The following is a 24851-nucleotide window of genomic DNA, read 5'->3' as shown; positions in this document are numbered from 1 at the left end:
GCGGAACTTGGAGAAGAATCCTGCCCCCCCTCCCACCAGCGGAACTTGGAGAAGAATCTTGTCCCCCCTCCCACCAGCGGAACTTGGAGAAGAATCTTGTCCCCCCCTTCCTAAGGGGGGTTAGGGGGGATCGAAATTCCATGCAGCCTCATAAAAAATTGCCATCAAACCATCACCTTTTTTGTAGCAAACAGTTGACAACCGACTCCACATCAACCATCAACCATCGCCCTAATTATTTATCACCGACAAAATCGTCTGATGATAAATAACCCTCCCCGGAGTAGTCCGAATATATTGATTAATCACATTCCCCTGTTCATCTTCCCGAACCCGACGAAACTTATACTCCTTAGTCACAATTCCCCCAGGCGTTCGCTCCATCTTCAGAGGCTCCCCCTCCGGTTCCTCACTCTCCATCAAACCCTGGAACCTCACCCAAACATAAGAATGCAAATCCACAACCTTCTGCTCATAAGCAACCACCACATCATCCAAATTCGCAAAAAACCGACCAGCCCCCTTCTGCCCATGAGGATTATCCGCCGTCAAATAATAGCAACCCAAAACCATATCCTGAGAAGGAGTCACAATCGGTCTTCCCGTCGCCGGCGACATAATATTATTAGAAGCCAACATCAACAACCTCGCCTCCGCCTGAGATTCCAACGACAAAGGAACATGCACCGCCATTTGGTCCCCATCAAAATCCGCATTAAAAGCCGGACAAACCAAAGGATGCAACTGAATCGCCCTCCCATCCACCAAAATCGGCTCAAAAGCCTGAATCCCCAACCTGTGCAAAGTAGGAGCCCGATTCAACATCACCGGATGACCCTCAATCACCTCCTGCAACACCTCCCACACCCCAGCATCACCCCGCTGAATCATCTTCTTAGCAGCCTTGATATTGTTCACCAACCCCTGACGAATCAACCGATGAATCACAAAAGGTTGAAACAATTCGATCGCCATCTCCCTAGGCAATCCACACTGATGAATCTTCAACTTCGGTCCCACCACAATCACCGAACGACCAGAATAATCCACCCGCTTACCCAAAAGATTTTGGCGGAACCTACCCTGTTTCCCTTCAATAATGTCCGACAAAGACTTCAGCGGCCGGTTGTTCGCCCCCACCACAGTCCTACCCCGTCTCCCATTGTCAATCAGCGCATCCACCGCCTCCTGCAACATCCGTTTCTCATTCCGAATAATAATCTCCGGTGCCAAAATCTCCTGCAACCTAGCCAACCGATTATTCCGATTAATCACCCGCCGATAAAGGTCATTCAAATCCGAAGTAGCAAACCGTCCCCCATCCAACTGCACCATCGGCCGCAAATCAGGAGGAATCACCGGAATCACCGACAACACCATCCAATCCGGCTGCGAACCAGTAGCAATGAAATTATCAATTACCCGCAATCGTTTAATCAACTTCGCCCGCTTTTGTCCCTTCGCATTCGCAATATCCTCCCGCAGTTTTTCCGCCTCCGATTCCAAAGGAATATTCTGCAACAAAACCTGCAACGCCTCCGCCCCAATACCCACTTCCACCCCCGTCAGAGTCGAATCCTCGCTATACAATTCATCCTCAATTTCTAACCAAGCATCCTCTGTCAACAACTGCTTGTATTGCAACTTATCCGCATTCCCCGCATTCAACACCACATAAGCATTGAAATAAACAATCTGCTCCACATCCCGCAAAGGCATATCCAACAAAATTGCCATATAGCTAGGAATCCCCTTCAGATACCAAACATGGGCCACCGGTGCCGCCAACTTAATAAACCCCATCCTATGACGGCGCACCCGCGACTCCGTTACTTCCACCCCACATCTCTCGCAAACAATTCCCCTATGTCTCACTCTCTTATATTTCCCACAATGGCACTCCCAGTCCTTCGCCGGCCCAAAAATACGCTCACAAAATAAGCCGTCCATTTCTGGTTTTAAGGTTCTATAGTTAATGGTTTCTGGTTTTGTTACTTCTCCGGTTATTTGACCGTTGGGTAGGGTTCTTTCTCCCCACTGTCGAATTCTTTCTGGTGATGCTAATCCTATTTTGACGTAATCAAAGCGTTGTTCTAACTTAGCCATTTTGACTCCAATTGATGATTTTCAGTCGATGATTTTTGCTGATTTACTGTTTTTGTTTGCTCAAGGCTTTGAGCATGGGTGAATTTGTGATGGGGAGGTTATTGGTTATTGGTTATTGGTTATTAGTTATTTGTTATTTGTTATTGGTTATTGGTTGTTGGTTATTGGTTCTTGGTTATTTTGAGATGGTTGATTTGAGACTTTGGCTTTAGTGTTGCTCAAAATCTCAAATCCACTATCTACAATCCCTACATATCTTCGTCTAGTTCATCACGGGAAAGGGATTCATAGGTTGGTCTAGAGGGCGATCGCCTATTACCGACATCTGCCATTAAATCTACCTCTACGTGTTCGCTACCATCATCGGATGTGTTGACTTTATGAACAGCAATATCTAAACACAAAGATTGCAATTCTCGCATCAACACCTTGAAAGATTCTGGAGTACCGGGGCGGGGAATTGCCTTACCTTTGACGATCGCATTTAGAGCCTCATTTCTACCCTGCATATCGTCGGACTTCACTGTCAACAACTCCTGCAAAGTATAAGCAGCCCCAAAAGCTTCCAGGGCCCACACTTCCATTTCCCCAAACCGCTGTCCGCCTTGCTGAGCTTTACCACCCAAAGGTTGTTGTGTCACCAACGAGTAAGGTCCGGTGCTCCGGGCGTGGATTTTGTCATCTACCAAGTGGACGAGTTTCAGCATATAAGCGATGCCGACTGTCACAGGGCGATCGAACGGCTCACCAGTGCGACCATCATAGACAATAGTCTTGCCTGGATGTTTTTCATCAAACACCCACGGTTTGCCTGTTTTTTCCCGCGCTTCTTGCAACTTGCCGTGCACAGTTTCGCGAGACTTCTCAGCCCCGTGCATTTCATCAAAAGGCACCATCTTAAACCGCATCGACAGATTTTCCCCAGCCCAGCCCAGCAAGCACTCAAAAATCTGACCCACGTTCATCCGTGACGGTACGCCTAGGGGATTCAACACCATATCAACCGGTGTCCCGTCGGGCAAATAGGGCATATCCTCCATCGGCAGAATCCGAGACACAATACCCTTATTCCCGTGGCGGCCGGCCATTTTGTCTCCGACTTGAATCTTCCGCTTTTGGGCGACATAAACTCGGACTACCATGTTTGCACCAGGGGGTAGTTCGTCGCCTTGTTCCCTGGTGAACACCCGCACGTCTACAACACGGCCTTTTTCACCATTGGGAACGCGCAGGGAATTGTCGCGGACATCTCTGGCTTTTTCGCCAAAAATTGCTCTCAACAGTTTCTCTTCTGGTGGTTGGTCTGATTCACCTTTGGGAGTTACTTTACCCACTAAGATGTCGCTGGCTTCTACCCAAGCGCCTTTGCGGATAATCCCCTGTTCGTCTAACTGGCGCAAAGCGTCTTCGCCGACGTTGGGAATTTCGCGGGTGATTTCTTCAGGGCCGAGTTTGGTTTGGCGGGCTTCGATTTCGTATTTTTCGATGTGGATGCTGGTGTATACGTCTTCGTACACTAAGCGTTCGCTAATCAACATCGCGTCTTCGTAGTTGTAGCCTTCCCAAGGCATATAGGCTACTCGGATGTTGTGTCCCAGAGCGAGTTCTGCTCCTTCGGTGGAGGAACCATCGGCGAGCACTTGACCGGCTACGACGCGATCGCCCTCATAGATCAAAGGACGCTGATTCAAGCAGGTATCCTGGTTAGAACGCTGATACTTTTGTAGCTCATGTTCGATGCAGCCAGCATATTTTTGCTTGAAAGCCGAAGGATTTCTCGCCCTGAGTTCGTCATAATCCCGAATCATAAACAACTCTTCCGATGACAGGGATTCTGCATCGGGGGCTAGGGATTTGACGATTACTCTGGTGGCATCAATATAGACAACTTCTCCGTTGGTGCGAGAAACTACTACCATGCCGGAATCTCGCGCTGCTTGAGCTTCCAAACCAGTGCCCACGAGGGGTCGTTCTGGTTTGAGCAATGGTACTGCTTGGCGCTGCATATTGGAGCCCATTAGAGCTCGGTTCGCGTCGTCGTGTTCCAGAAAGGGAATTAGTGATGTGGCGACGGAGACGATTTGGACTGGCGAAATTGCCATGTAGTCCACTTGCATGGGTGTCGTCGTGGTGAATTCCTGACGGTAGCGGACGGCTACGGTTTCGCCGAGGAGGTTGTTGTTTTCGTCGAGGCTAATGTCCCCCGGTGCAACCCGCAAATCATCTTCTTCATCGGCTGTCATGTAAACGGGAGCTTTGTCTCGCAGCACCTGTCCTTTTTCGACTGGGTAAAAAGGGGTTTCGATGAAGCCGTAGGGGTTGACTCTGGCGTGGGTTGCTAGGGAGCCGATGAGTCCGGCGTTGGGACCTTCTGGTGTTTCGATCGGGCAAATCCGACCGTAGTGGGACGGGTGAATATCCCGAACTGCAAAGCCTGCGCGTTCGCGGGTTAGACCTCCTGGTCCTAGGGCGGATAGGCGTCGTTTGTGGGTCAGTTCTGCCAAGGGATTGGTCTGGTCCATAAACTGCGATAGCTGGGAAGAGCCAAAGAACTCTTTGATGGCTGCTACTAGGGGTTTTGGATTGACCAGGGATGTGGGACTTAGGGAGTCGGAATCGGAAACTGTCATTCTTTCGCGAATGATTCGTTCTAGGCGGTTGAGTCCTACTCTGACTTGGTTTTGCAGCAGTTCTCCGACGCTTCGGACGCGACGGTTTCCTAGGTGGTCGATGTCGTCTGTGGAGCCGATGTCGAATTCGAGGTTAATTAAATAGTCGATCGCCGTCAAGATATCCTGGGATGTCAACACGCGCACTGTGTCTGGGACGGTCAAGTTCAACTTTTTGTTGAGCTTGTAGCGTCCTACTCTGCCCAAGTCGTATCGTTTGGGGTCGAAGAATCGGGAATTGAGTAGTTGTTCGCCGCCGGCTACCGTGGGGGGTTCCCCCGGTCTTAGTTTGCGGTAGAGCTCCATCAGGGCTTCTTCTTCGCCGAATTGTCCTTCTTTTTCGATGGTTTTTTGGAAGTATTCGGGGTGGCGCAAACTGTCGTAGATTTCGCCGTCTGTGAGTCCCAGGGCTTTGAGCAAGACTTGGGCGCTCAGTTTGCGGGTTTTGTCGATTCTGACCCAGACTAAATCGTTTTTGTCGGTTTCAAATTTCAGCCATGCGCCACGGTTGGGGATTAAAGAAGCGTTGTAGGAGCGGCGGCCGTTTTTGTCGGTTTCTGATTTGTAGTAGACGCCTGGCGATCGCACAATTTGATTAACAATGACTCGTTCTGCGCCGTTGATAATGAAGGTCCCGCGTTCGGTCATCAACGGCAAATCGCCGATGAAGACTTCTTGTTCTTTGATTTCGCCTGTTTCTTTGTTAATCAAACGGGTGGGGACGTACATTTGTACTGAGTAGGTACTGTCCCGTCGTTTGGCTTCGTCTACGTCGTACTTGGGGCGCTTCAGTTTGAAGTCTTTGCCTATGAAGTGGAGTTCTAGCTTCCCTGTGTAGTCTGTGATGGGGGAGAAGCTGTCTAGTTCTTCGATGAGTCCGGCTTCTAGGAACCAGCGAAAACTTGCCCGCTGGATTTCGATCAGGTCGGGCAAGGTGAATGCGAATTCTGTGTAATCTTTACTGGTCATGGGTGTCCTTTTTCCTGAGAAAGCTCTAGCTTTTTACATGACGCCCAAGCGGGGCGTTTTTTTTACCTTGCTTTCGTTTTTTTGAGGTATTGTGTGAGAGAATTTATATGATGTTTTCCATCGCTTACCAACTACTGCAACGGTTATTTTTGCGGGTAGATCGCAGCGGATTATTGCTCATTTTGGCTTCGATCGAGATCTTTTTTGTGCCGATCTCTTGGTGTTCTATTTTTAATTCCCTACACATTTCATTCCTAGAATTTACTTTTCAGCTATCGCCAAATTTCTGAAGACCCCAGTTTTTTAGATGTGTATTTTTCCGGTGTATTAGTTGATTGTTTGGCCGGACTGGTCGGTGCAATACTAACTTTTGCTTGCAGTTTCTCGGAAACTGCTATCGCCCTAGTAGTGCGCCAACGCTCGATCGGCTTGTTCTTTTGATTATAGGGCGCAAATCCGATCGATGGCAGATTTCAAAGGATAACATATTCGTGATGCCGTTTCCTGGCGATCGATGGCAGTAAACTGGCTTTTTTCCTCCTTCCTCTGTTCAGCTTTCGTTAAAGTGAAAGGCCGAATAGCCTACAGGCATTTTCTGTTGTCTGCTGGGACAAAGTTAGCAGAGAAACTCCTCTCAATTTAGCAACTTGGGCGGCTACGTGGTACACGAAGGCTGGTTCGTTGCGTTTTCCCCGTTCTGGTACGGGGGCGAGAAAGGGGCTATCTGTCTCGACTAAGAGCCGATCGCTATTTACCATACAAGCTGATTCTTGTATTTGCAAGGCTTTTTTAAAGGTGACAGTACCACTAAAACTGATGTAGAAACCCAGGTCTAAAAACCACTGGGTTTCTTCTGGTGTTCCTCCCCAGCAGTGCATGACTCCGCGCACCGGGCCACGAGTTTGCCAAAAGTCCCTCAGCATTTCTGCCATGGGGGCGGCTGCGTTACGACAGTGGATAATCACTGGTTTGTCTAGTTGCTGAGCGATCGCGAGTTGTGCTTCAAATACTTTGAACTGGTGTTCTCGATCGTCGGCTTTGTAAAAGTCTAGTCCGGTTTCGCCGATCGCCACTACTCTGGCATCTTGACTCGCCAATTCCCTAATCTGGTTTGCAGTCTCCTCTGTCCACTTCCCTGCGTCTAGGGGGTGGAGGCCTACGGCAAAGGATACTTCAGCAAACCGATTGGCGATTGCTTGAATTCCGGCAAACTCTTCTGGCTCTACACAAGAATGAACCAAATGAACTACTCCAGCTTCCCGCCAGCGTTCTCGAATGGCTTCTAACTCAGATTTGTAAGTATCAAAGTTGATATGAACGTGGGTGTCGATGAGCTGCATGAGCGAGACAAGTAGAAGTCAAAATAATAGTGGGTGGGTGAGCGAGTTTGAGGCAGGACAGGGGAGAGTTTGGTCTTGGTTATCTGTTATCGGTTCTTGGCTATTAAACCCCATAACTAATCACAAATAACAACTAACTCATCACTGCTTCCTGCTTCCTTAAGATGCTACGGATACTTCATGGGGTTTGAGAGTTCTCGCCAACCGCGACTTTTTGCGATCCCCATTGTTACGGTGGAGTACGCCTTTTTTGACCGCTTTGTCGATTTTGCTGTAAGCCTCTGACATCCGCTGTTGCACTTCTTGCATTAACTCAGGACTCGGACTGGCTGCGTATTTTTCAACCGCTGCAAAATACTTCTTCATCAGGGTTTTTACTGCTGACTTGTAAGATTTGTTGTACAACCGGTTGCGTTCAGCGATTTGGACTCGTTTAACGGCGGACTTAATATTTGCCATAGTTCAGTTGCTGGAAGTAGGTATTCATTGATAGTTGCCTCATTTAGAGAAAATTCGAGAAACATCTCCGATCTCTCTATTTTTTGAGACTCTCAGGTCTGAAGACACTGAGATGCTTGATTCAGGGAGCCGATTTATCCAAACAGGATGCTTCCTGTAATAGTAGAGGTTGATTTTAGACAACCGTCGATCGGCTCGGCTTCAGAAGGTTAAACAACCCAGTGACTAAAGTCACAGGTATCGTTTAGATCTGCGCGATGTAGGCACTGAATTTGACCCTGACCGATTAACCTGATGGAGACCAAACTACAATGGCCCCTACAAGTCACGGTTTATTGCGCGCAATTTTCGAGTATACAATATTTGAGGGTTTTTTATAAAAAAATTACGTCAGAAAAACTAACATAGCACATATTCGGTTCAAAATGTGATTCCCGGAAAAATCCAAGTTAAGCTATAACAAAGAGTACGGGTTATTCTGGCTTCGGCAAGAAGCGTTTACAGAAGGCAGAAGGCAGAAGGCAAAAGGTACAAGGCAAAAGGCAGAAGGCAGAAGGCAAAAGGTACAAGGCAGAAGGCAAAAGGCAGAAGACAACTTCTCCCGTTCTCCCATTCTCCCCCCTTCTCCCGCTCTCCCTCTCCCCCCTGTTGCTCCGATCTTCTATTCTGTCGATCGCCACCCGGTTCTCAGGCGGGCAATTCCTAAGGAAGGCATTCCGAATCTCCATGCTGCGAATCATTACTCAGTGGGTTGAGGCACAAGCTGAACTGCGACGAATCTGCGATCGCACCCATGACGAACTTGTTGTTCACAAAGAAGCCACCGTGCGGGAGGTGCTGCAAGCTGTAAAGCGCAAAGGCGATAAGGCCCTGCTGCACTACACCGCTGAATTTGACCGCATGACCCTAAATGCGGAAGATTTGCGTGTGAGTGGCTCTGAATTGGACGCTGCTTACCAGCAGGTGCCCAAAGAATTATTAAATGCAATCCGTACAGCTTGCAAACAGGTAGAGGCGTTTCACCGACAGCGCGTCCCCAAGTCTTGGGTGCAGTTTGGCTCGGATCAGGTAGTTTTGGGCAAGCGCTATACTCCGGTCGATCGCGCGGGAATTTACATCCCAGGGGGTCAGGCATCCTATCCGAGCTCGGTGATCATGAATGCGGTACCTGCTAAGGTCGCTAAAGTTCCGAGACTGGTGATGTGTACTCCCCCCGGACAGGAAAAGAAAATGAATCCTGCGGTGCTCGTAGCGGCTCAGGAAGCGGGAGTTGATGAGATTTATCGCGTAGGTGGATCTCAGGCGATCGCGGCTTTGGCCTACGGTACGGAAACTATTCCGAAGGTAGATTTAATTACTGGACCGGGGAATATTTACGTTACCCTAGCGAAAAAACTGGTTTACGGGACTGTAGGGATTGATTCTCTGGCTGGCCCGTCGGAAGTGCTGATTATCGCTGATGGGGATGCTAACCCCGTCCACGTCGCTGCGGATATGTTGGCTCAAGCTGAACATGATTCGATGGCGTCGGCGATTTTGCTGACGGCGGATTCCGTGCTGGCGAGGAAGGTGGTGGCTGAGGTAGACAGACAGTTGGCAAATCACCCACGCCGGACTTTAACTGAAAAGGCGATCGCTAATTATGGTTTAGTCGTGGTAGTTGAGTCTCTCAAGGCGGCGGCGGAACTCTCGAACGAGTTTGCTCCCGAACACTTGGAATTGCAAGTTGCAGATCCCTGGGCCTTACTAGAGCAAATTCGCCACGCGGGGGCGATTTTCTTGGGTTACTCGACACCGGAAGCGGTAGGAGACTATTTGGCGGGACCGAATCATACTTTGCCGACTTCAGGAGCTCCTCGCTATGCTTCACCACTTTGTGTCGAAACTTTTATGAAGCATTCAAGTTTGATAGAATATTCGCCGACTGCACTGAAAAAGATGGCTAAGGCGATTAATGTTTTGGCCGAAGCTGAGGGTTTGCCTTCTCATGCTGATTCGGTGCGACTGCGGACTGAAAACGACGAGGATGTAGAATTTTAGGTTCTAAAGAGTAAATTTTAGCTAAACAGACGGAAGTACCCACACTAATCGAAGTGATATAGTGTGGGACCAAAAACGCTTGAGGCTGCGTGAGGCTGTTGGGGTTTGATATCAAATCCGGTTGTATCGGAATGATTTAACCGCGAAGGCGCGAAGTACGCGAAGGAAGAGAAGAGAGAGTTTAATACAGGACGATTAAGAGAGGATTTTATATGATATCAAATCCGGTAGCATCTGAATAATTCAGATATGTATTGGGGAATCGAGGAATTATCAAACCCTTGAACAAAATATCTAGGGTTTTAGCTAAATTTTCCAATCTACAAAAATGGCGTAAATATAAGCAATAATTTCTCCTGTTACTATGCGAAAACCTTCGCTGGATTTCCACCATTCTTGAGGATTGTAATCTTGGGGTTCTGCTGCGATAATTCCCACTTGAGTTTCTGGATGCAGGACTTGTTTAAAGATGAGCCAACTGCGGCGGGCGTGAGTTCCAAAGGAATAAAGATTAATGGCGTCAACTTTTAACGCTGAGGTAGCAAGCCATTCTTTAAGTGCGATCGCCGAAGCAGCAGTACGATATTTGAGGACATTGGCTGCGGGTACTGCGATGATTTTATCGCGATCGAATCCTAGGGCAATACAAGTGGCGGCGGTGAGTTCAGCATAATTTTTATATTCAGCTAAGTAGTAGCCTTTACTTAAGGGAATTCCTGTGGTAATTAGTTGGCGATATTTGCCTTGTTTGAATTCGGCGATCGCACTTTCGATCGCGTAATCTGGCAACCAGCCTTCTACCACCAAAATATCTGCTTTCACGGGCGAATTTACCGCCAAAAACGGATGGATATTTTTGACTATCAACATCATTGAAATTATTAATCCCATGATTGCAATTACCCAACCTTCCCTGGTAATTGCCCACTTTTCTCGCCGACGTAGGAGACTGATTTTCATGGTCTGTGTTTAACAAAAAAACCAGGTTTCTTTGATTTTGGTGTGTCTAGGATTATGCTGCAATAATTATTGATTTTTGAGGTACTCAAACACGCTTTTGTCACCAATATCTTGGGGGATAGGTTGAAAAAACTTACGGACTGCAAATATGATAAACAAAACTGCCCAAACAGCGAGTAATAATTGTTCGTTTTCCCCTGAAAGAAAACCGCCAATATGTCCGATAATTAAGAACGGAACTCCGGGAGTCAAAAACTTAGTTTCTAAGCGATTGAAACAGAAAGCTTCTTTGAAATAGATGCCATTTAATGCGGCAAAAATAAAACCAATTCCCCACAAAGTTGCTGGATGTTCGTAAACTGCTAAAGCTAGGGGTTCTGCGTTTTGTATGGCGATAAAAAGTGCGGCCGCGCCACCGATCGCCCAAAATATTTGTAACAGTCGGTGTAAGGCAATCATGTAAATATGAATAGTTGCCAAACTAACGCCTAAAGCTATCCAGAAACAAGCAAAAATCGGCGTTATTGCTTGGATGGCGGTTGGGTTGTCACCCTGTTGCAGTACGAGGGTAGTGCCGATCGCCCAACAAGTGGCAGCTACCCCTAACGCTGCACGGTAAATTATCACACCCGTGCGATCGCTTTGAGTAATCGTAAACTCGCCAAATTGCCCTTGATAGACTGCCGATTCTTCAGGGGATTTTAATAGTTGCATCGCAGCTTCCTCCTATGTATTACAGACGAATGTACTTCTGTCAAGATATACTTTATTCATAAACCAGTACAACCAGCTCCAGTTATGTCTAACTTTGACAAGCCTAGATTTAAAAAGCCTAAATTTGACGATAGTCCAAACCACAGCAAATCCCTAGCTTCCGAAGCAGAGCTTCCTCCGATTCAGCTTGATGAAACTATTGTAGCAGGTAGAAAGCAGAAACCACTAAATAGCCTTCAGCGTCTATTGATGGGAATCCCTGAACTTAACTTGATTAAACACGCAATGGTCACAGGTATAGATGGAATTACCCTGTTCGATATCAAACAATTCGAGCAGAGAATTGCTCAAATATTGAATTCTCAAAGTATTGAAGTTGGGATTAAAAATCTCCTTACCTATTTAACATACCTCAAAAATAATTTGCAATTACCCTGTAATGTCACAGGCAGAGAATTGTTTATTTGGGAAGAAGATTTGGGTAGTGATTCTGGCAACAAAAAAGAATATAAAAAAACCACAAAAACTAAATCTTCTTACACAGACATCTTTGAAATCAAACAATTTAAGGATTCTGTTTATCAGAAAAATGGTATCCTTGTAGAGGTAAAGCGTGTCAGCGATAACCGAGAATTTGTGTTGCCTTTAGTAAATTTAAAAACCAGTGATGAAAACTCCCCAAATAAGGTTTTTTTGGATGATTATTCAGTGTGGTTTATCAATCATTGAGGCAGATCCAAAGCATCTGCGTTACCAGGAAGAGCCTGGTAACGACTAAAAGATATCAGTTGGAAGCTGTTTAAATGGAAGTAGCTAAGTGCGATCGCTCTACCTTGGCTAAAGCTTCAACCAAACTGCGAACAGCGGCGATCATCGCGACTTCGCTATTAAGTTGACTGATGGCAGAACCGACACCAATACCCGCTGCACCGGCGCCAATAGCCAGCGGTGCGGTGACGTTGGAGATGCCAGAAGCGCAAAGTACCGGAACCGATACGGCGCGGGAAATTTCAAAGGCGGCGGCTAAAGTAGGCGCTGCTTTTTCAATCAATCCCAAAGTGCCGGCGTGAACTGGTTGAGCACTCGTACCGCCTTCTGTTTGGATAATATCAGCGCCAGCTTTGACTAATTCTGTGGCTAATTGCACCTGTTGGTCTAAGGTCAAAATATGGGGAACAGTTACAGAAAGGGTGATGTTGGGAAGTAGCGATCGAGTTTGGCGAGTCAACTCCAAAACTTCTTCAGCTTCAAAGCGGCGACCTGAAGCGTAGAAAGAGTCAAAGTTACCAATTTCAATCAAATCTGCACCGGCTTTTACCGCAGAGACAAACTTTTCTGGTTCCACCGCCGATACACAAATTGGCAAATTTGTCAATGTTTTTGCCATGATTACCAAATCGCGATCGGCTGCAATATCAACAAATGTTGCACCGCCGAGATCCGCTGCTTTGACAACAGCCGCAACTCTGGCGGCATCAAAATTATTCAAACCGCTGATAATTTTCAGGGCGCGGCCTTGCTCAAATGCGCGCTGCAATTTAGGATTTACAGTCATCGTTAGTTTTCCAACTTAAAAAATTTCGTAAAATCATTTTGACACAGACTTGAGCACTTGGTGATTTTTAATAATTAATTCTTAATTACCTGGTCACTATCGAAATTTGTAGACATTATGGAAAAAAGTGTTTTGGCGGAGTAAAATTGTGCATATTAAGATTCTACAAGCTCAAGTACAAATATTATGAACACATTTGAGCGTCTAACGATCCAAGGGTTTCGCCGTTTGTTTTCGGCAGAGGTAGAAATGCGACCTCTGACAGTGATGATTGGTGCTAACGGTGTTGGGAAAAGTTCTTTTTTAGAAATATTCTCACTTCTAGCAGCATCAGCCAAGGGTCAGTTACAATCAAAAATTTCCGAATTAGGCGGTCTAAGTCAGATTGTAACAGTAGACCGGGCTGATAGCGTATCAATCTCCTTATCGATGCCTATAGAGAATCAGGAACCCCTCAACTATTATCTAAAAATCGCAACCAAAGGTCAGTTCTATGAAATTGGTTTAGAAACCCTCATTCAACAGCGCAATCCCGATGCTGTTCAACCTTTTAAGTATATTGAATCTCGCGGTTTAGATGTCAGATATTTTAGTCCAGAAAATGAAAAGCTACTACGCCCAAACTGGCAACACAATCCTTACGAAACATCCCTCGCCCAAGTTCCTAAGATGTATCGGGAACCGGAAACCTTGAGGCAAAATTTAGCTTCATGTAGTTTCTATAAAGCATGGGAATTAAATTTGTCGCCTCAAAGTCCCATCCGTTTACCTCAATCGATGCGGCCTGCAACTTTGCCAGGTAGTAAGGGAGAAGATTTAGTTTCATGCCTCTATTATCTGCGAGAAACCGATCGAAATCGATTTGAAATTATCGAAGATACGCTTGCTGCGGCATTTCCTGATTTTGAAAGGTTGAGTTTTCCCCCAGTAGCGGCAGGAACTTTAGCAATGACTTGGAAGGATAGAAATTTTTCTGATCCTTTTTATATGCACCAACTCTCCGAAGGAACACTGCGGTTTCTGTGGTTAATAACTCTACTACAAAGTCGAGATTTGACTGCTATCACGCTGATTGATGAGCCGGAAGTTAGTTTACATCCAGAGTTGTTACAACTACTAGCTCATGCAATGAGAGAAGCTTCTCAAAGAACTCAATTAATTGTCGCAACTCATTCCGATCGCCTAATCCGATTTTTACAACCTCATGAGGTGCTAGTTTGTGATTCTGAAGATGGTTTGGCGACTCTAACTTGGGCTGACTCTATAGACTTAGAACACTGGTTAAAAGATTATAGCTTGGATCAGCTTTGGGCAATGAATATCATTGGAGGCAGACCGTTCTGAATACTATTTTATCTTTGTGTGACGGTGAATTGATTCCTTGACCTCATCCCTAAAACAAAAGACCCCCAAAGATGGAGGTCAAGAAATTCCTATTTACGATCGCACAGGTGAAAAAACCCTGTTCCTGTATAAGGCTCATAGCCAACATACTAAAGTAGCATTAGTATTCAGTGCGAACAGAGGGGTCGCGATCGGTAGTAGTGTAGTTGACAGTTTTTGTTTCCTTGCGGGGCATCAAACCGAACAAACCAGACAAACCGAGCAATCCCAACCATCCCCAGTCAAAATCGCGATCGGACTCTGTACGGTAAACATCGGAGCGAGGACTTGTGGTAGTTGTAGTGCTATTAGTACCAGGAGCTGTATTCGTCTGAGCAGCAGCAGGCAAGTTAGCTGGTACAATGGCTAAACCAGCAGCAATAATTCCTGCACTAATAACTTTAGATAAATCAGAACGTTTCATAACTAAAAATGCTGTTTGTGGGCAAAATCTTTAACTATCACTACTATATCGATCGCCAACTCCAGTAAAATCCACCTGTAGCCATAAACTGTGGTAAATTCCAGCTATTACTATAGGTCAATTTCCCACTCGAACGAGCCCTAGTGTAGAGCATCAACAGGGGATAGAGGGGGTATGGAAATCTGATTGGACAAGCAAGAAAACAAGTCAACCGTGCGGTACACTCAGATATTGCAAGTAAAACAGTTGCAGATCGATCGACGGAGATAAAAACTTTTGGGCATAGAGCTACGCAGCTACGTCTTTCTAGACAACCTACAGCCACAGCACGCAGCATACATAGGCACTGTTGCGGCCGGATTCTTGCCGCTACCGGGGGATGCGTCGCTGTGGATCGAAATCTCGCCCGGTATCGAAATTAACCGAATTACCGATGTCGCCCTCAAATCCGCGTCCGTGCGCCCTGGAGTGCAGATAGTAGAACGCTTGTACGGCCTTCTGGAAGTGCATTCAAGCCAGCAGGGGGAAACCAGGGCTGCGGGGAAAGCGATTCTAGAATTCATCGGAGTTCGCAGAGAAGAATGTATCAAACCGCGAGTTATTTCCAGCCAAATTATTCGCAACATCGACGCCCACCAAACGCAATTAATTAACCGCACCCGCCGGGGACAATTACTGCTGGCGGGACAAACGCTTTACGTATTAGAAGTAGAACCCGCAGCCTATGCTGCACTAGCGGCAAATGAAGCGGAAAAAGGCGCATCTATTAATATTCTAGAGGTTCAGGCTGTAGGCAGTTTTGGACGGCTGTACCTAGGCGGAGCAGAACGAGATATTATCGCAGGTTCCCAAGCGGCAATTGCGGCAATTGAAGGTGTGGCGGGGCGGGAAAATCCAGCAATTTTTGGACGAAAAGAATAGCCATTAAAGGAGAGTAATTATGGCAAATAAAGACCATTTGGCACTGCTGAAACGGGGTGCTGTAACCTGGATTGAATGGAGAAATATTCACCCAGATATCGAGCCAGATCTGAGTGAAGCAAACCTGGCGGAAGCAAATCTGCGAGGCGCGCATCTTGGGCGATCGAACCTATTCAAAATCGACTTATTCAAAGCTAAATTGATTGCAGCCAACCTCACTGAAGCTAATCTCAGTCTAGGAAATCTAGCGCGTACCCAACTGCTGGAAACTAACTTAGTCAAAGCTAATTTAACTGGAACCAACCTCCAGGAAGCCGACTTGACAGGAGCCGATTTGAGTCTGGCAAATTTAATCGGGGCAGATATGAGCGCCGCTAATCTCCAAAATACCGATTTAGCAGATGCTAGTTTAATCGGTACTGTGATGTGTGGAGTTAAGGCGACAGGAGCCAACTTGAATAATGCTAATCTGAGTCAAGCTAATCTCAGTCAAGCAGAGTTGATTGAGGCGCATTTTTATAGTGCTAATTTTTATAAAGCTAATCTCGTGGAAGCTCACCTAACGGGAGCTTATCTTTTTAGGGCTAATCTGAGTTTTGCGCAGTTGAAAGGCGCTGATTTACGATGGACAAACCTTGGCAAAGCTGACTTGAGGGGAGCTAATTTGGCGGGGGCGAATCTGAGAGGAGCAAATTTGAAAGGAGCAAATTTGTCGGAAGCTATTTTGATCAAAACTATGATGCCTGATGGTAGTATTTTACCCTAAGTTATTGGTTGTTGATTGTTGGTAATTGGTGAGTTTGTTCCCTGAGCGTAGTCGAAGGGCAAAAGTGGACACTTCGACTACGCTCAGTGACCGTATAGTCTTGGGGACTGCTATATTTCTATCACCAATAACAACTGACAACTAACAACTGACAACTAACCAATGACTTAGGACTTCGGCTATAAATCCTAGACCATTAATTTGGACCATTGGGTGATATTTGATACAAACCCCTAACAGGGCCTGGCACTGTCTGTGGCTGTTGCTCGGAAGCGGGCAACTGTTCCTGAAGTCCGGCAGCAGTAGGGAAACAGCCACTGGGCTGGGGTGCGAATTGGCAAGCTGGAGGGAGTGCCATTACGGATGAATCGAAGGGATTGACTGCATCTGGGACGCGGAGAATGGGATCGGAAGACACTTGACGCTGCATCATTTGTCGGTAAAAGCCATGGACGCGACTGGCGTCCCGCTCGATTTCTTTTTCGGGAAATGCTACTACGCCACTGGGGGAACCGATGCCTAAATAGTCGCCCAAGTAACCTTGGAGGCTGACGTTGTAGTAAAAGTCTCCTGAACTCTGAAAGAATTGCCGATTGAAATCGTCGGAGATAGGGTGAAATCTAGCTGGTTCTGCTTGGGCTGGTTTGACGGATGCCAAGGTGGCAGAAACGACTGTCATCATCAATATACTACTTAAGCTTTTTAACTTGTGGCCCATGATATTGAAGCTTCTAAATTAATTACGGTTCCAATATAGACTGATTATCGGCAGATTATTTTTGTTTTGTACACGGTGTCAGTTATGAATGTTGAGGATTTGAAGGTGTTGCGCGATCGACTTTTGGATTTGTTGTGTTCTTTTGCCTATCGTGAGGGGGATTTTGTGCTGTCTTCGGGACAGAAAAGCTCCTATTACATTAACTGCAAACCGGTGACTCTGCATCCTGAAGGTGCTTTGGCGACGGGGAGGTTGCTGTTGTCGATGCTGTCGGCGGATGTGGACGCTGTGGCTGGTTTGACTTTGGGGGCCGATCCAATTGTAACTGCGGTGAGTGTGGTTTCGGCTTTGGGCGATCGACCAATACCAGCTTTGATTGTCAGAAAGGAAGCCAAAGGACATGGGACGATGGCGTATATTGAGGGGCCAACGCTGTCTGAGGGTGCGAAAGTGGTGGTTTTGGAGGATGTGGTGACGACGGGTAAGTCGGCGATGCAGGCGGTGGAGAGGCTGCGGGGTGCGGGTTATAAGGTCGATCGCATTTTGTCTTTGATCGATCGAGAGCAAGGTGGGGCGGAGTTTTATCGCTCTGTTGGCTTGGATTTTGAGGCGGTGTTTACGATTAAGGATATTCAGGAGTGGATGGCTAATAAGTCCTAAGATTTAATCAACCGCGAAGGCGCGAAGAACGCGAAGGAAGAGAAAGAAGAAGATTCTTGTTACCAGGCTCTGCCTGGTAATGAATATCTAGAGGCTCTGCCTCGATCAAAAAATAGTAGAATATCTGAGGTTTGACTGCCCGCTTAATCGCCATGCAAAAAATCTGTTTCATTGACTTATTCGATCGCATTTTGTCTCTGATCGATCGAGAGCAAGGTGGGGCGGAGTTTTATCGCTCTGTTGGCTTGGATTTTGAGGCGGTGTTTACGATTAAGGATATTCAGGAGTGGATGGCTAATAAGTCCTAAGATTTAATCAACCGCGAAGGCGCGAAGAACGCGAAGGAAGAGAAAGAAGAAGATTCTTGTTACCAGGCTCTGCCTGGTAATGAATATCTAGAGGCTCTGCCTCGATCAAAAAATAGTAGAATATCTGAGGTTTGACTGCCCGCTTAATCGCCATGCAAAAAATCTGTTTCATTGACTTATTCGATCGCATTTTGTCTCTGATCGATAGAGAGCAAGGTGGGGCGGAGTTTTATCGCTCTGTTGGCTTGGATTTTGAGGCGGTGTTTACGATTAAGGATATTCAGGAGTGGATGGCTAATAAGTCCTAAGATTTAATCAACCGCGAAGGCGCGAAGAACGCGAAGGAAGAGAAAGAAGAAGATTCTTGTTACCAGGCTCTGCCTGGTAATGAATATCTAGAGGCTCTGCCTCGATCAAAAAATAGTAGAATATCTGAGGTTTGACTGCCCGCTTAATCGCCATGCAAAAAATCTGTTTCATTGACTTATTCGATCGCATTTTGTCTCTGATCGATAGAGAGCAAGGTGGGGCAGAGTTTTATCAATCTGTTGGGTTAGATTTTGAGACGGTGTTTATGATTAAGGATATTCAGGAGTGGATGGCTAATAAGTCCTAAGATTTAAGCAACCGCGAAGGCGCAAAGAACGCGAAGGAAGAGAAAGAAGAAGATTCTTGTTACCAGGCTCTGCCTGGTAATGAATATCTAGAGGCTCTGCCTCGATCAAAAAATAGTAGAATATCTGAGGTTTGACTGCCTGCTTAATCGCTATGCAAAAAATCCGTTTCATTGACTTATTTGCAGGAATAGGCGGCATGAGATTAGGATTTGAATCCGCCGCTAGTTCCTTGAATAGTCAAACAGAATGCGTATTAAGTAGCGAAATCAATCCCGACGCTCAATCAGTGTACCAGCTCAATTTTGGAGATCGACCTTCAGGCGACATCCGACTAATTGACCAACTCCCAGACCATGACATTTTACTAGCAGGATTTCCTTGCCAATCTTTCTCCTACGCAGGCAAAAAAGCAGGATTTGGAGACACCAGAGGCACGCTGTTTTTTGAGATTGTACGACTGATTGACACTTTCAAACCTCAAGCATTTATTTTCGAGAATGTGCGGGGACTTGTCTCCCACGACAGCGGACAAACCCTAGAAACTATCAAAGGCGAAATGACCAGCCGAGGTTATAGCTTCGATTATTTTGTACTCAACAGCTCTAACTTCAGTTTACCTCAAAACCGCGTCCGAGTTTACTTAGTCGGAGTTTTAAATACTGTTCCCCAATATAACTTAATTTCCGACTTAGGACCAAAAGATTCCCATTCCTCTAGCCATCAACAACTCTCATTATTTTATCCCTTAAATAAACCTGTAACAGTTGCAGATATATTAGAAGATAATCCAGATGCAAAATATGATTGTTCGCTAGAATTTGTCAAGGCTTTGAAACAAATCGTTAACAATGACCTCAATCGCTTGCACGGAATGCGACTAATCGACTATCGTGGTGGTAATTCCATTCATTCTTGGGAACTGGGTTTGCGAGGTGAGTGCAGTTTAGCAGAAATTGAATTGATGAATCTTTTTATATTGAAAAGGCGTAATAAAGAATTTGGGAACCACCAAGATGGGAAGCTTTTAACTAAAGAGCAAATAGCTACTTTTTTTGCTCATCCCCATCTCGATGAAATTTTAGATTCCCTGGTAACAAAAAAGTACCTGCAACGACATAATCAACTTTACAAACCTGTATCGGGTAACTTTTCCTTTGAAGTGTATAAGTTTCTCGATCCAGCTAAAATTTCCGTCACAGTTGTTGCTAGCGATGCTAATAGATTAGGAGTTTATCATCATCACCGAGTTCGGAGAATTACGCCCCGTGAAGCGGCGCGTTTACAAGGTTTTCCAGATAATTTTAGTTTGCATTCCAATGATGATAAAGCCTATCATCAAATTGGTAATAGTGTCAGTGTCAATGTAGTTAAAGCTGTTGCTGAAGAAGTTATTCAGAATGTCTTATATTCTGCAAAACAAGTTCCTTTGAAAAATGCAGTTTAATCGGCATCAATCAGACAATTTATGCTATCTCTCTCCTCTTCTCTTTCTCTGCGCTCTCTGCGCTCTCTGTGGTAAAATAATTCCAAATTACTCTGGAGTTGAAGAAATACGATCGCCCGCACCGAATATCGAATCTACACTGACTGTAAAATCAGAAAAGGCGATCGGTGCAACCTCTTGACCAGCATACAACTTTAGTATTAAACTATAGCCGTTCGGTGTTGGCTGGCGGTATACTTCCAAGCAGTTTTCAATTAAATTGACCAGCCAAACCTCTTGAATGAGCGATCGGGCATAAATCGGAATTTTGACATCTCTGTCATTATCCACTGTACTGTCAGCTACCTCTACTAAAAGTAACACTTCTGAAGGAACTGGATGTGCTGTCCCGTAATCATCATCGCGAAATTGAAGCAATACCACATCAGGCTGCGGTTCAGTACGTTCACTTAACTGAACTGGATTTTGAACATCAACGATAACTCTATCTTCTGGTAATCGGTGGAAAAGTCGGTTAAGTCGTCTCACAGCAGTGGCGTGACGAGTCCCAATTGCAGCCATTTGAATAATTTCTCCTTCAATGAGTTCAACGCGATCGGTTTCAGAAAGAATCCCTGTTTCACTCATCAAATGATACTCTTTCACCGTAAATAGCCGTCTTAGAAGTTGAAGGGACATCGCGATTCTCCTTTGCCGAAACTCCTTTTAATATAACAAATTTAACATTAAGTAAGGCGGGAAATACCCGCCTTGTTAATCAATTGAGTTAGCGTTGCGCCACAGGTTCCTTAGCCAAGAACTTCTCCAATTCTGTCAAAGCATCGGCATCAACTTTCGTCTGCATCGGACAGAACTTAGGCCCACACATCGAACAGAATTCAGCAGTTTTGTAGATATCTGCTGGTAAAGTTTCGTCGTGATATTCCTTGGCCCGTTCTGGATCTAAAGACAGCTCAAATTGACGGTTCCAATCGAAGTTGTAACGCGCTTTCGAGAGTTCATCGTCTCTGTCTCGTGCACCCGGACGACCCCGCGCAATGTCAGCAGCGTGAGCCGCAATTTTATAGGCAATCAGCCCATTTCTGACATCTTCAGCATTGGGTAAACCGAGGTGTTCCTTCGGTGTTACATAGCACAGCATGGCAGTGCCGTACCAACCAGCCATTGCCGCGCCGATCGCAGAAGTGATATGGTCATAACCGGGCGCAATATCAGTCACCAATGGTCCCAAAACATAGAAGGGTGCTTCGGAACATTCCTCCATTTGTTTCTTGACATTAAACTCAATTTGATCCATAGGAACGTGACCTGGACCTTCCACCATTACCTGCACGTCATGTTCCCAAGCTTTGCGAGTTAATTGTCCCAAAGTTTTGAGTTCAGCTAATTGAGCTGCATCGGACGCATCGTGAGTGCAACCTGGGCGCAAAGAATCTCCCAAACTAAACGAAACATCGTATTTTTTGAAGATTTCAATGATGTCGTTAAAGTGAGTGTAGAGGGGATTTTGTTTGTGGTGATGCAGCATCCACCGGGCCAAAATGCCACCGCCACGAGATACAATTCCAGTCAGTCGATCTCTGACTAATGGCAGATGCTCAATCAGAATTCCGGCGTGGATAGTTTGGTAATCAACACCTTGTTGAGCGTGTTTGTCAATGATGTGAAGAAAGTCATTGGCGGTCAGACTTTCCATGTTACCATGAACGCTTTCTAGTGCTTGATAAATCGGTACTGTGCCGATCGGCACTGGTGAAGCTTTGATAATGGTAGTACGAATTTCATCCAAATTACCACCACCGGTGGACAAGTCCATGACGGTATCAGCACCGTATTTGACTGCTAATTTCAGCTTGTCAACTTCTTCTGCCATATTGGAAGAGTTGGGAGATGCGCCGATATTAGCATTGACTTTGCATTTGGAGGCGATGCCGATCGCCATTGGTTCCAAATTCGGGTGATTGATATTAGCTGGAATAATCATCCGTCCGCGGGCTACTTCGGCGCGGATCAGTTCGGCCGGGAGATTTTCTCGCTTAGCGACGTAGTGCATTTCTTCAGTAATCACACCTTGGCGGGCGTAGTGCATTTGACTCACATTGCTCTGCCCGCTACGCTTAGCGATCCATTCGGTACGCATATTTGATTTCCTTGATAAACAGCTTCCCTCCGCTGGTATTACCCAGACTCAGGTTCTAAGGGTGTTTCTCAGCCCGGATTTTCGGGCACCCCTAGCTAAGCTATTAATAATACCACTGATGTCTGTATGAGTTCAAAGCAATTAAGGAAATCTTAATAAGGATGATGACTGAGGAGATGGGGAGATGGGGAGATGGGAAGTGCGATCGCACTTTCCAGATTTCTGATATTTCTAGAGTTGCCCAAAGTGCGATCGTACCCCCATTTAACACCGGAAAAAACCCTCAGACTTCATCAGGATTAATCCCCATTTCGCGCAATTTTTCGGCAAGGCGATCGGCCCGTTGTTTTTCTTCCTCTGCGCGAAGATGTTCTTCCTCTGCGCGAAGATGTTCTTCTCCAGCACGAAGACGCTCTCGTTCTGCGCGAAGGCGTTCTTTTTCCGCACGTTCTTCCCCAATTAACAACAAATTACCTTCACTATCCCACCAACGCAACCAAGGCAAATTCATCTCATCATATTCACCTTGCCAAATTCCCAACTCAACTCCAAGCTGAGGAATTGGATAGTGACCGCGCTCATTTGCACTCATTAGCTGATAGCGATTATCTTGTAAATGATACATTTCTACAGCAGCTTTTTTTACTTCATAAATCCCGTAAAAAGGTACGCGGATCGCCTGCTCATAAACCCAGAATTTGCCAACCTTTTGTGCTTCTGGTTGACCGAGTTCGGGAGGCGGAGTTCGATCTCGCTCTTCTGAACCATTCCCCGACACAAATTCCAAAACAATCAGCGGTGCAACGTATTCTTTCCACAATACATAAGAACGTCGCACCTCACCATTTAATAGTGGGGGAACATTCGGCACATAAAACCAATCAGGTGCTTCTGCACCCCGTTCCAGAGGCTCAGTTAAACGCCAATAAATCCCGCAATCTTGACCGATGCGGTAGCGTGCATCAGGATGAATTTGTTGCAATATTGGTCGGAGTGAATCAGTGAGAATAATGCTTTGAGGAAGTTCTTGAAAATTTTTCACAAAAGTACCGTCCGACTCTGGTAATTCAGTGTGGTCTGGGAGATGGGTGACTTCCAATTCAAATGGTTTGGCAACTGTCATAGAACTTGCGCTATTTGAGGAATTAAACTGATTATAGCAGAAGGAAGAAGGAAGAAGGAAGAAGGAAGAAGTCACCCCCCCCCAGCCCCCCCCAAGGGGGGAAATTCAGGAAGAAGGAAGAAGGAAGAAGGAAGAAGGAAGAAGCGAAATTTCGCGAGTTACAATCGCCAGCGAAATTAGTAAAGTTTAATAATATTAGTCCTGGACGCGCTGCGACCCAAAAAACCCGGTTTCTAAGCCTCGATGCGTAAATCCTAAACATAAAAAAATCAGCCTAACCCAAGATAAAATCAACGCTCACTTCAAACTCAGGAAAAGCCAGGGGCGCAACTTGTTGACCGCGCCAAAACTTGAGCATTAAACTATAACCGTTCGGGCTTGGTTGGCGGTAGACTTCCAAACAATTTTCCACTAAATCTACTAGCCAAACTTCTTGAATTAGCGATCGCGCGTAAATGGATACTTTCACATCTCTGTCATAATCAACTGTACTATCCGAAACCTCAACTAATAGCAAAACTTCTGACGCTACTGGATGCGCTGTGGCGTAGTAATCAGCGCGAGGTTGTAGCAATACAACATCCGGTTGAGGTTCAGTGCGATCGGTTAACTTAACTGGGTTTTGGATAGCAAAAGTCGCCAGATCTTCGGGAATCAAGCTGAACCGCCGCGCGAGGCGGTTTACACAACTTGCATGACGAGTTCCAATTGCAGCCATTTGCACAATCTCCCCTTCTATCAATTCTATTCGGTCATCTTCACCGAAAATGCCAGCTTCACCCATCAGGTGATATTCTTGTAATGTGAACAGCCGTCTTTGCATTTTGACAGACATCACTATTCTCCTTTTTCAACAGTTGGCTTAAGCTTACCATTTTTGCTAGTAATATTCAAACTACTACTAGCTAATCTCCCTAACCCAAGATAAAATTAACACTCACTTCAAACTCAGGAAAAGCTAGCGGTGAAACCATTTCTCCCCGCTCAAATTTTTGGATTGAAGTATAGCCATTTGCCGTGGGATTGCGGTAAACTTCTAAACAGTTAACCTCAAGATCCCACAACCATACTTCCTGAATCCCAGAACGAGCGTAGATAGGGACTTTAATATTGCGATCGTTATCAACAGTGCTGTCGGCTACTTCAACTAATAGCAAAACTTCTGACGGTACTGGATGGGCTGTGGCGTAGTAGTCAGCACGAGGTTGCAGCAAGACAACATCCGGTTGAGGTTCAGTTTTTTCTGTCAACTGAATGGGGTCTTGAACACCCAGAGTTGCCAGATCTTCTGGAATGAGGCTAAAACATCTAGTGAGACGCTTAACGGAACTTGCGTGACGAGTACCAATTGCAGCCATTTGAATAATTTCTCCTTCTATCAATTCCACTCGTTCATTAGCAAAAACACCAGCATCACTCATCAGGTGATATTCTTGGACAGTAAATAGCCACTTTTGAGTCTGAACAGACATAACTATTCTCCTTTTTTGGCGGTTAGCCTAAGTTTACTATTTTTGATTCTAATATTCTACCTA

Annotated in this window: 24 protein-coding genes and 1 riboswitch; of the genes, 10 read left to right on the top strand and 14 right to left on the bottom strand. The window is 45.8% G+C overall.

The window, feature by feature from the left end; all coding sequences use genetic code 11:
- Positions 1 to 231 precede the first annotated feature (231 nt).
- The 4 genes from P2A85_RS20775 to rpsT form a co-directional block, all read right to left on the bottom strand.
- Positions 232 to 2106, bottom strand: a complete 1875-nt coding sequence (locus P2A85_RS20775) for a DNA-directed RNA polymerase subunit gamma (protein ID WP_377475277.1) — start codon at positions 2104 to 2106, stop codon at positions 232 to 234.
- A gap of 248 nt (positions 2107 to 2354) precedes the next feature.
- Complete coding sequence (rpoB, locus tag P2A85_RS20770; protein WP_340522319.1) at positions 2355 to 5744, bottom strand: DNA-directed RNA polymerase subunit beta; 3390 nt, start codon at positions 5742 to 5744, stop codon at positions 2355 to 2357.
- Between the two features lie 560 nt (positions 5745 to 6304).
- On the bottom strand, positions 6305 to 7084 hold the full coding sequence (locus tag P2A85_RS20765; RefSeq protein WP_340522317.1) for a TatD family hydrolase: 780 nt from the start codon (positions 7082 to 7084) through the stop codon (positions 6305 to 6307).
- A gap of 159 nt (positions 7085 to 7243) precedes the next feature.
- A complete protein-coding gene (gene rpsT, locus P2A85_RS20760; protein ID WP_340522314.1) occupies positions 7244 to 7543 on the bottom strand; it encodes a 30S ribosomal protein S20 in 300 nt (99 codons plus the stop codon).
- A 726-nt stretch (positions 7544 to 8269) separates the two neighbouring features.
- On the opposite strand from rpsT, the gene hisD reads away from it, so the two are divergent.
- Complete coding sequence (hisD, locus tag P2A85_RS20755; protein ID WP_377475276.1) at positions 8270 to 9583, top strand: histidinol dehydrogenase; 1314 nt, start codon at positions 8270 to 8272, stop codon at positions 9581 to 9583.
- A gap of 306 nt (positions 9584 to 9889) precedes the next feature.
- Here hisD and P2A85_RS20750 read toward each other — a convergent pair whose 3' ends face one another.
- Both P2A85_RS20750 and P2A85_RS20745 read right to left on the bottom strand, forming a co-directional pair.
- The gene (locus P2A85_RS20750) at positions 9890 to 10543 is read right to left on the bottom strand and encodes an ElyC/SanA/YdcF family protein (protein WP_377475275.1); all 654 of its coding nucleotides are present in this window, start codon (positions 10541 to 10543) and stop codon (positions 9890 to 9892) included.
- Between the two features lie 66 nt (positions 10544 to 10609).
- Positions 10610 to 11257, bottom strand: a complete 648-nt coding sequence (locus P2A85_RS20745) for a DUF2301 domain-containing membrane protein (protein ID WP_377475274.1) — start codon at positions 11255 to 11257, stop codon at positions 10610 to 10612.
- 84 nt (positions 11258 to 11341) lie between these two features.
- On the opposite strand from P2A85_RS20745, the gene P2A85_RS20740 reads away from it, so the two are divergent.
- Positions 11342 to 11986, top strand: a complete 645-nt coding sequence (locus tag P2A85_RS20740; RefSeq protein ID WP_377475272.1) for a hypothetical protein — start codon at positions 11342 to 11344, stop codon at positions 11984 to 11986.
- Between the two features lie 70 nt (positions 11987 to 12056).
- Here P2A85_RS20740 and P2A85_RS20735 read toward each other — a convergent pair whose 3' ends face one another.
- Positions 12057 to 12812, bottom strand: a complete 756-nt coding sequence (locus P2A85_RS20735) for a DUF561 domain-containing protein (protein ID WP_341730345.1) — start codon at positions 12810 to 12812, stop codon at positions 12057 to 12059.
- A 186-nt stretch (positions 12813 to 12998) separates the two neighbouring features.
- Here P2A85_RS20735 and P2A85_RS20730 point away from each other — a divergent pair, with 186 nt between their 5' ends.
- Positions 12999 to 14156 (top strand): AAA family ATPase, encoded by a 1158-nt coding sequence (locus P2A85_RS20730; protein ID WP_377475269.1) that lies wholly within the window; start codon positions 12999 to 13001, stop codon positions 14154 to 14156.
- A 160-nt stretch (positions 14157 to 14316) separates the two neighbouring features.
- Here P2A85_RS20730 and P2A85_RS20725 read toward each other — a convergent pair whose 3' ends face one another.
- A complete protein-coding gene (locus tag P2A85_RS20725; RefSeq protein ID WP_377475268.1) occupies positions 14317 to 14619 on the bottom strand; it encodes a WGxxGxxG family protein in 303 nt (100 codons plus the stop codon).
- A gap of 276 nt (positions 14620 to 14895) precedes the next feature.
- Here P2A85_RS20725 and P2A85_RS20720 point away from each other — a divergent pair, with 276 nt between their 5' ends.
- Positions 14896 to 15540 (top strand): hypothetical protein, encoded by a 645-nt coding sequence (locus P2A85_RS20720; protein ID WP_340522297.1) that lies wholly within the window; start codon positions 14896 to 14898, stop codon positions 15538 to 15540.
- A gap of 19 nt (positions 15541 to 15559) precedes the next feature.
- Positions 15560 to 16306 (top strand): pentapeptide repeat-containing protein, encoded by a 747-nt coding sequence (locus tag P2A85_RS20715; protein WP_377475266.1) that lies wholly within the window; start codon positions 15560 to 15562, stop codon positions 16304 to 16306.
- 196 nt (positions 16307 to 16502) lie between these two features.
- On the opposite strand, the gene P2A85_RS20710 is transcribed toward P2A85_RS20715, so the two are convergent.
- The gene (locus P2A85_RS20710) at positions 16503 to 16988 is read right to left on the bottom strand and encodes a hypothetical protein (RefSeq protein ID WP_377475264.1); all 486 of its coding nucleotides are present in this window, start codon (positions 16986 to 16988) and stop codon (positions 16503 to 16505) included.
- Positions 16989 to 17108: 120 nt separating this feature from the next.
- Between P2A85_RS20710 and pyrE the strand changes: the two genes are divergently transcribed.
- The 5 genes from pyrE to dcm all read left to right on the top strand — a co-directional run bounded on the left by pyrE (position 17109) and on the right by dcm (position 20053).
- Positions 17109 to 17684: an orotate phosphoribosyltransferase gene (pyrE, locus tag P2A85_RS20705; RefSeq protein ID WP_377475262.1), complete on the top strand. Its 576-nt coding sequence runs from the start codon at positions 17109 to 17111 to the stop codon at positions 17682 to 17684.
- A 131-nt stretch (positions 17685 to 17815) separates the two neighbouring features.
- Positions 17816 to 17992 carry a hypothetical protein gene (locus tag P2A85_RS20700; protein WP_377475260.1) on the top strand — a complete coding sequence of 59 codons (177 nt, stop codon included), beginning with the start codon at positions 17816 to 17818 and terminating at the stop codon, positions 17990 to 17992.
- A 131-nt stretch (positions 17993 to 18123) separates the two neighbouring features.
- Positions 18124 to 18300, top strand: coding sequence for a hypothetical protein (locus P2A85_RS20695; RefSeq protein ID WP_377475260.1), 177 nt, complete (start codon positions 18124 to 18126; stop codon positions 18298 to 18300).
- Between the two features lie 131 nt (positions 18301 to 18431).
- On the top strand, positions 18432 to 18608 hold the full coding sequence (locus tag P2A85_RS20690; RefSeq protein WP_377475258.1) for a hypothetical protein: 177 nt from the start codon (positions 18432 to 18434) through the stop codon (positions 18606 to 18608).
- Between the two features lie 152 nt (positions 18609 to 18760).
- Complete coding sequence (gene dcm / locus P2A85_RS20685; RefSeq protein WP_377475256.1) at positions 18761 to 20053, top strand: DNA (cytosine-5-)-methyltransferase; 1293 nt, start codon at positions 18761 to 18763, stop codon at positions 20051 to 20053.
- A gap of 87 nt (positions 20054 to 20140) precedes the next feature.
- Here dcm and P2A85_RS20680 read toward each other — a convergent pair whose 3' ends face one another.
- The 5 genes from P2A85_RS20680 to P2A85_RS20660 form a co-directional block, all read right to left on the bottom strand.
- Entirely contained in the window at positions 20141 to 20731 is a 591-nt protein-coding gene (locus P2A85_RS20680) for a Uma2 family endonuclease (protein ID WP_377475254.1), read from the bottom strand.
- An 88-nt stretch (positions 20732 to 20819) separates the two neighbouring features.
- Complete coding sequence (gene thiC / locus P2A85_RS20675) at positions 20820 to 22193, bottom strand: phosphomethylpyrimidine synthase ThiC (RefSeq protein ID WP_377475252.1); 1374 nt, start codon at positions 22191 to 22193, stop codon at positions 20820 to 20822.
- A 7-nt stretch (positions 22194 to 22200) separates the two neighbouring features.
- A riboswitch (TPP riboswitch) is annotated at positions 22201 to 22296 on the bottom strand.
- A 180-nt stretch (positions 22297 to 22476) separates the two neighbouring features.
- A complete protein-coding gene (locus tag P2A85_RS20670) occupies positions 22477 to 23316 on the bottom strand; it encodes a Uma2 family endonuclease (protein ID WP_377475250.1) in 840 nt (279 codons plus the stop codon).
- A gap of 274 nt (positions 23317 to 23590) precedes the next feature.
- Entirely contained in the window at positions 23591 to 24151 is a 561-nt protein-coding gene (locus P2A85_RS20665) for a Uma2 family endonuclease (protein ID WP_377475248.1), read from the bottom strand.
- A 79-nt stretch (positions 24152 to 24230) separates the two neighbouring features.
- On the bottom strand, positions 24231 to 24788 hold the full coding sequence (locus tag P2A85_RS20660) for a Uma2 family endonuclease (RefSeq protein ID WP_377475246.1): 558 nt from the start codon (positions 24786 to 24788) through the stop codon (positions 24231 to 24233).
- Between the last annotated feature and the right edge of the window lie 63 nt (positions 24789 to 24851).

The sequence above is a fragment of the Microcoleus anatoxicus genome (assembly GCF_042465725.1).
In the GTDB taxonomy this organism is placed as follows: Bacteria; Cyanobacteriota; Cyanobacteriia; order Cyanobacteriales; family Microcoleaceae; genus Microcoleus; species Microcoleus anatoxicus.
The sequence above is the reverse complement of the archived record's forward strand: the minus strand, read 5'-3'. Positions and strand labels throughout refer to the sequence as shown.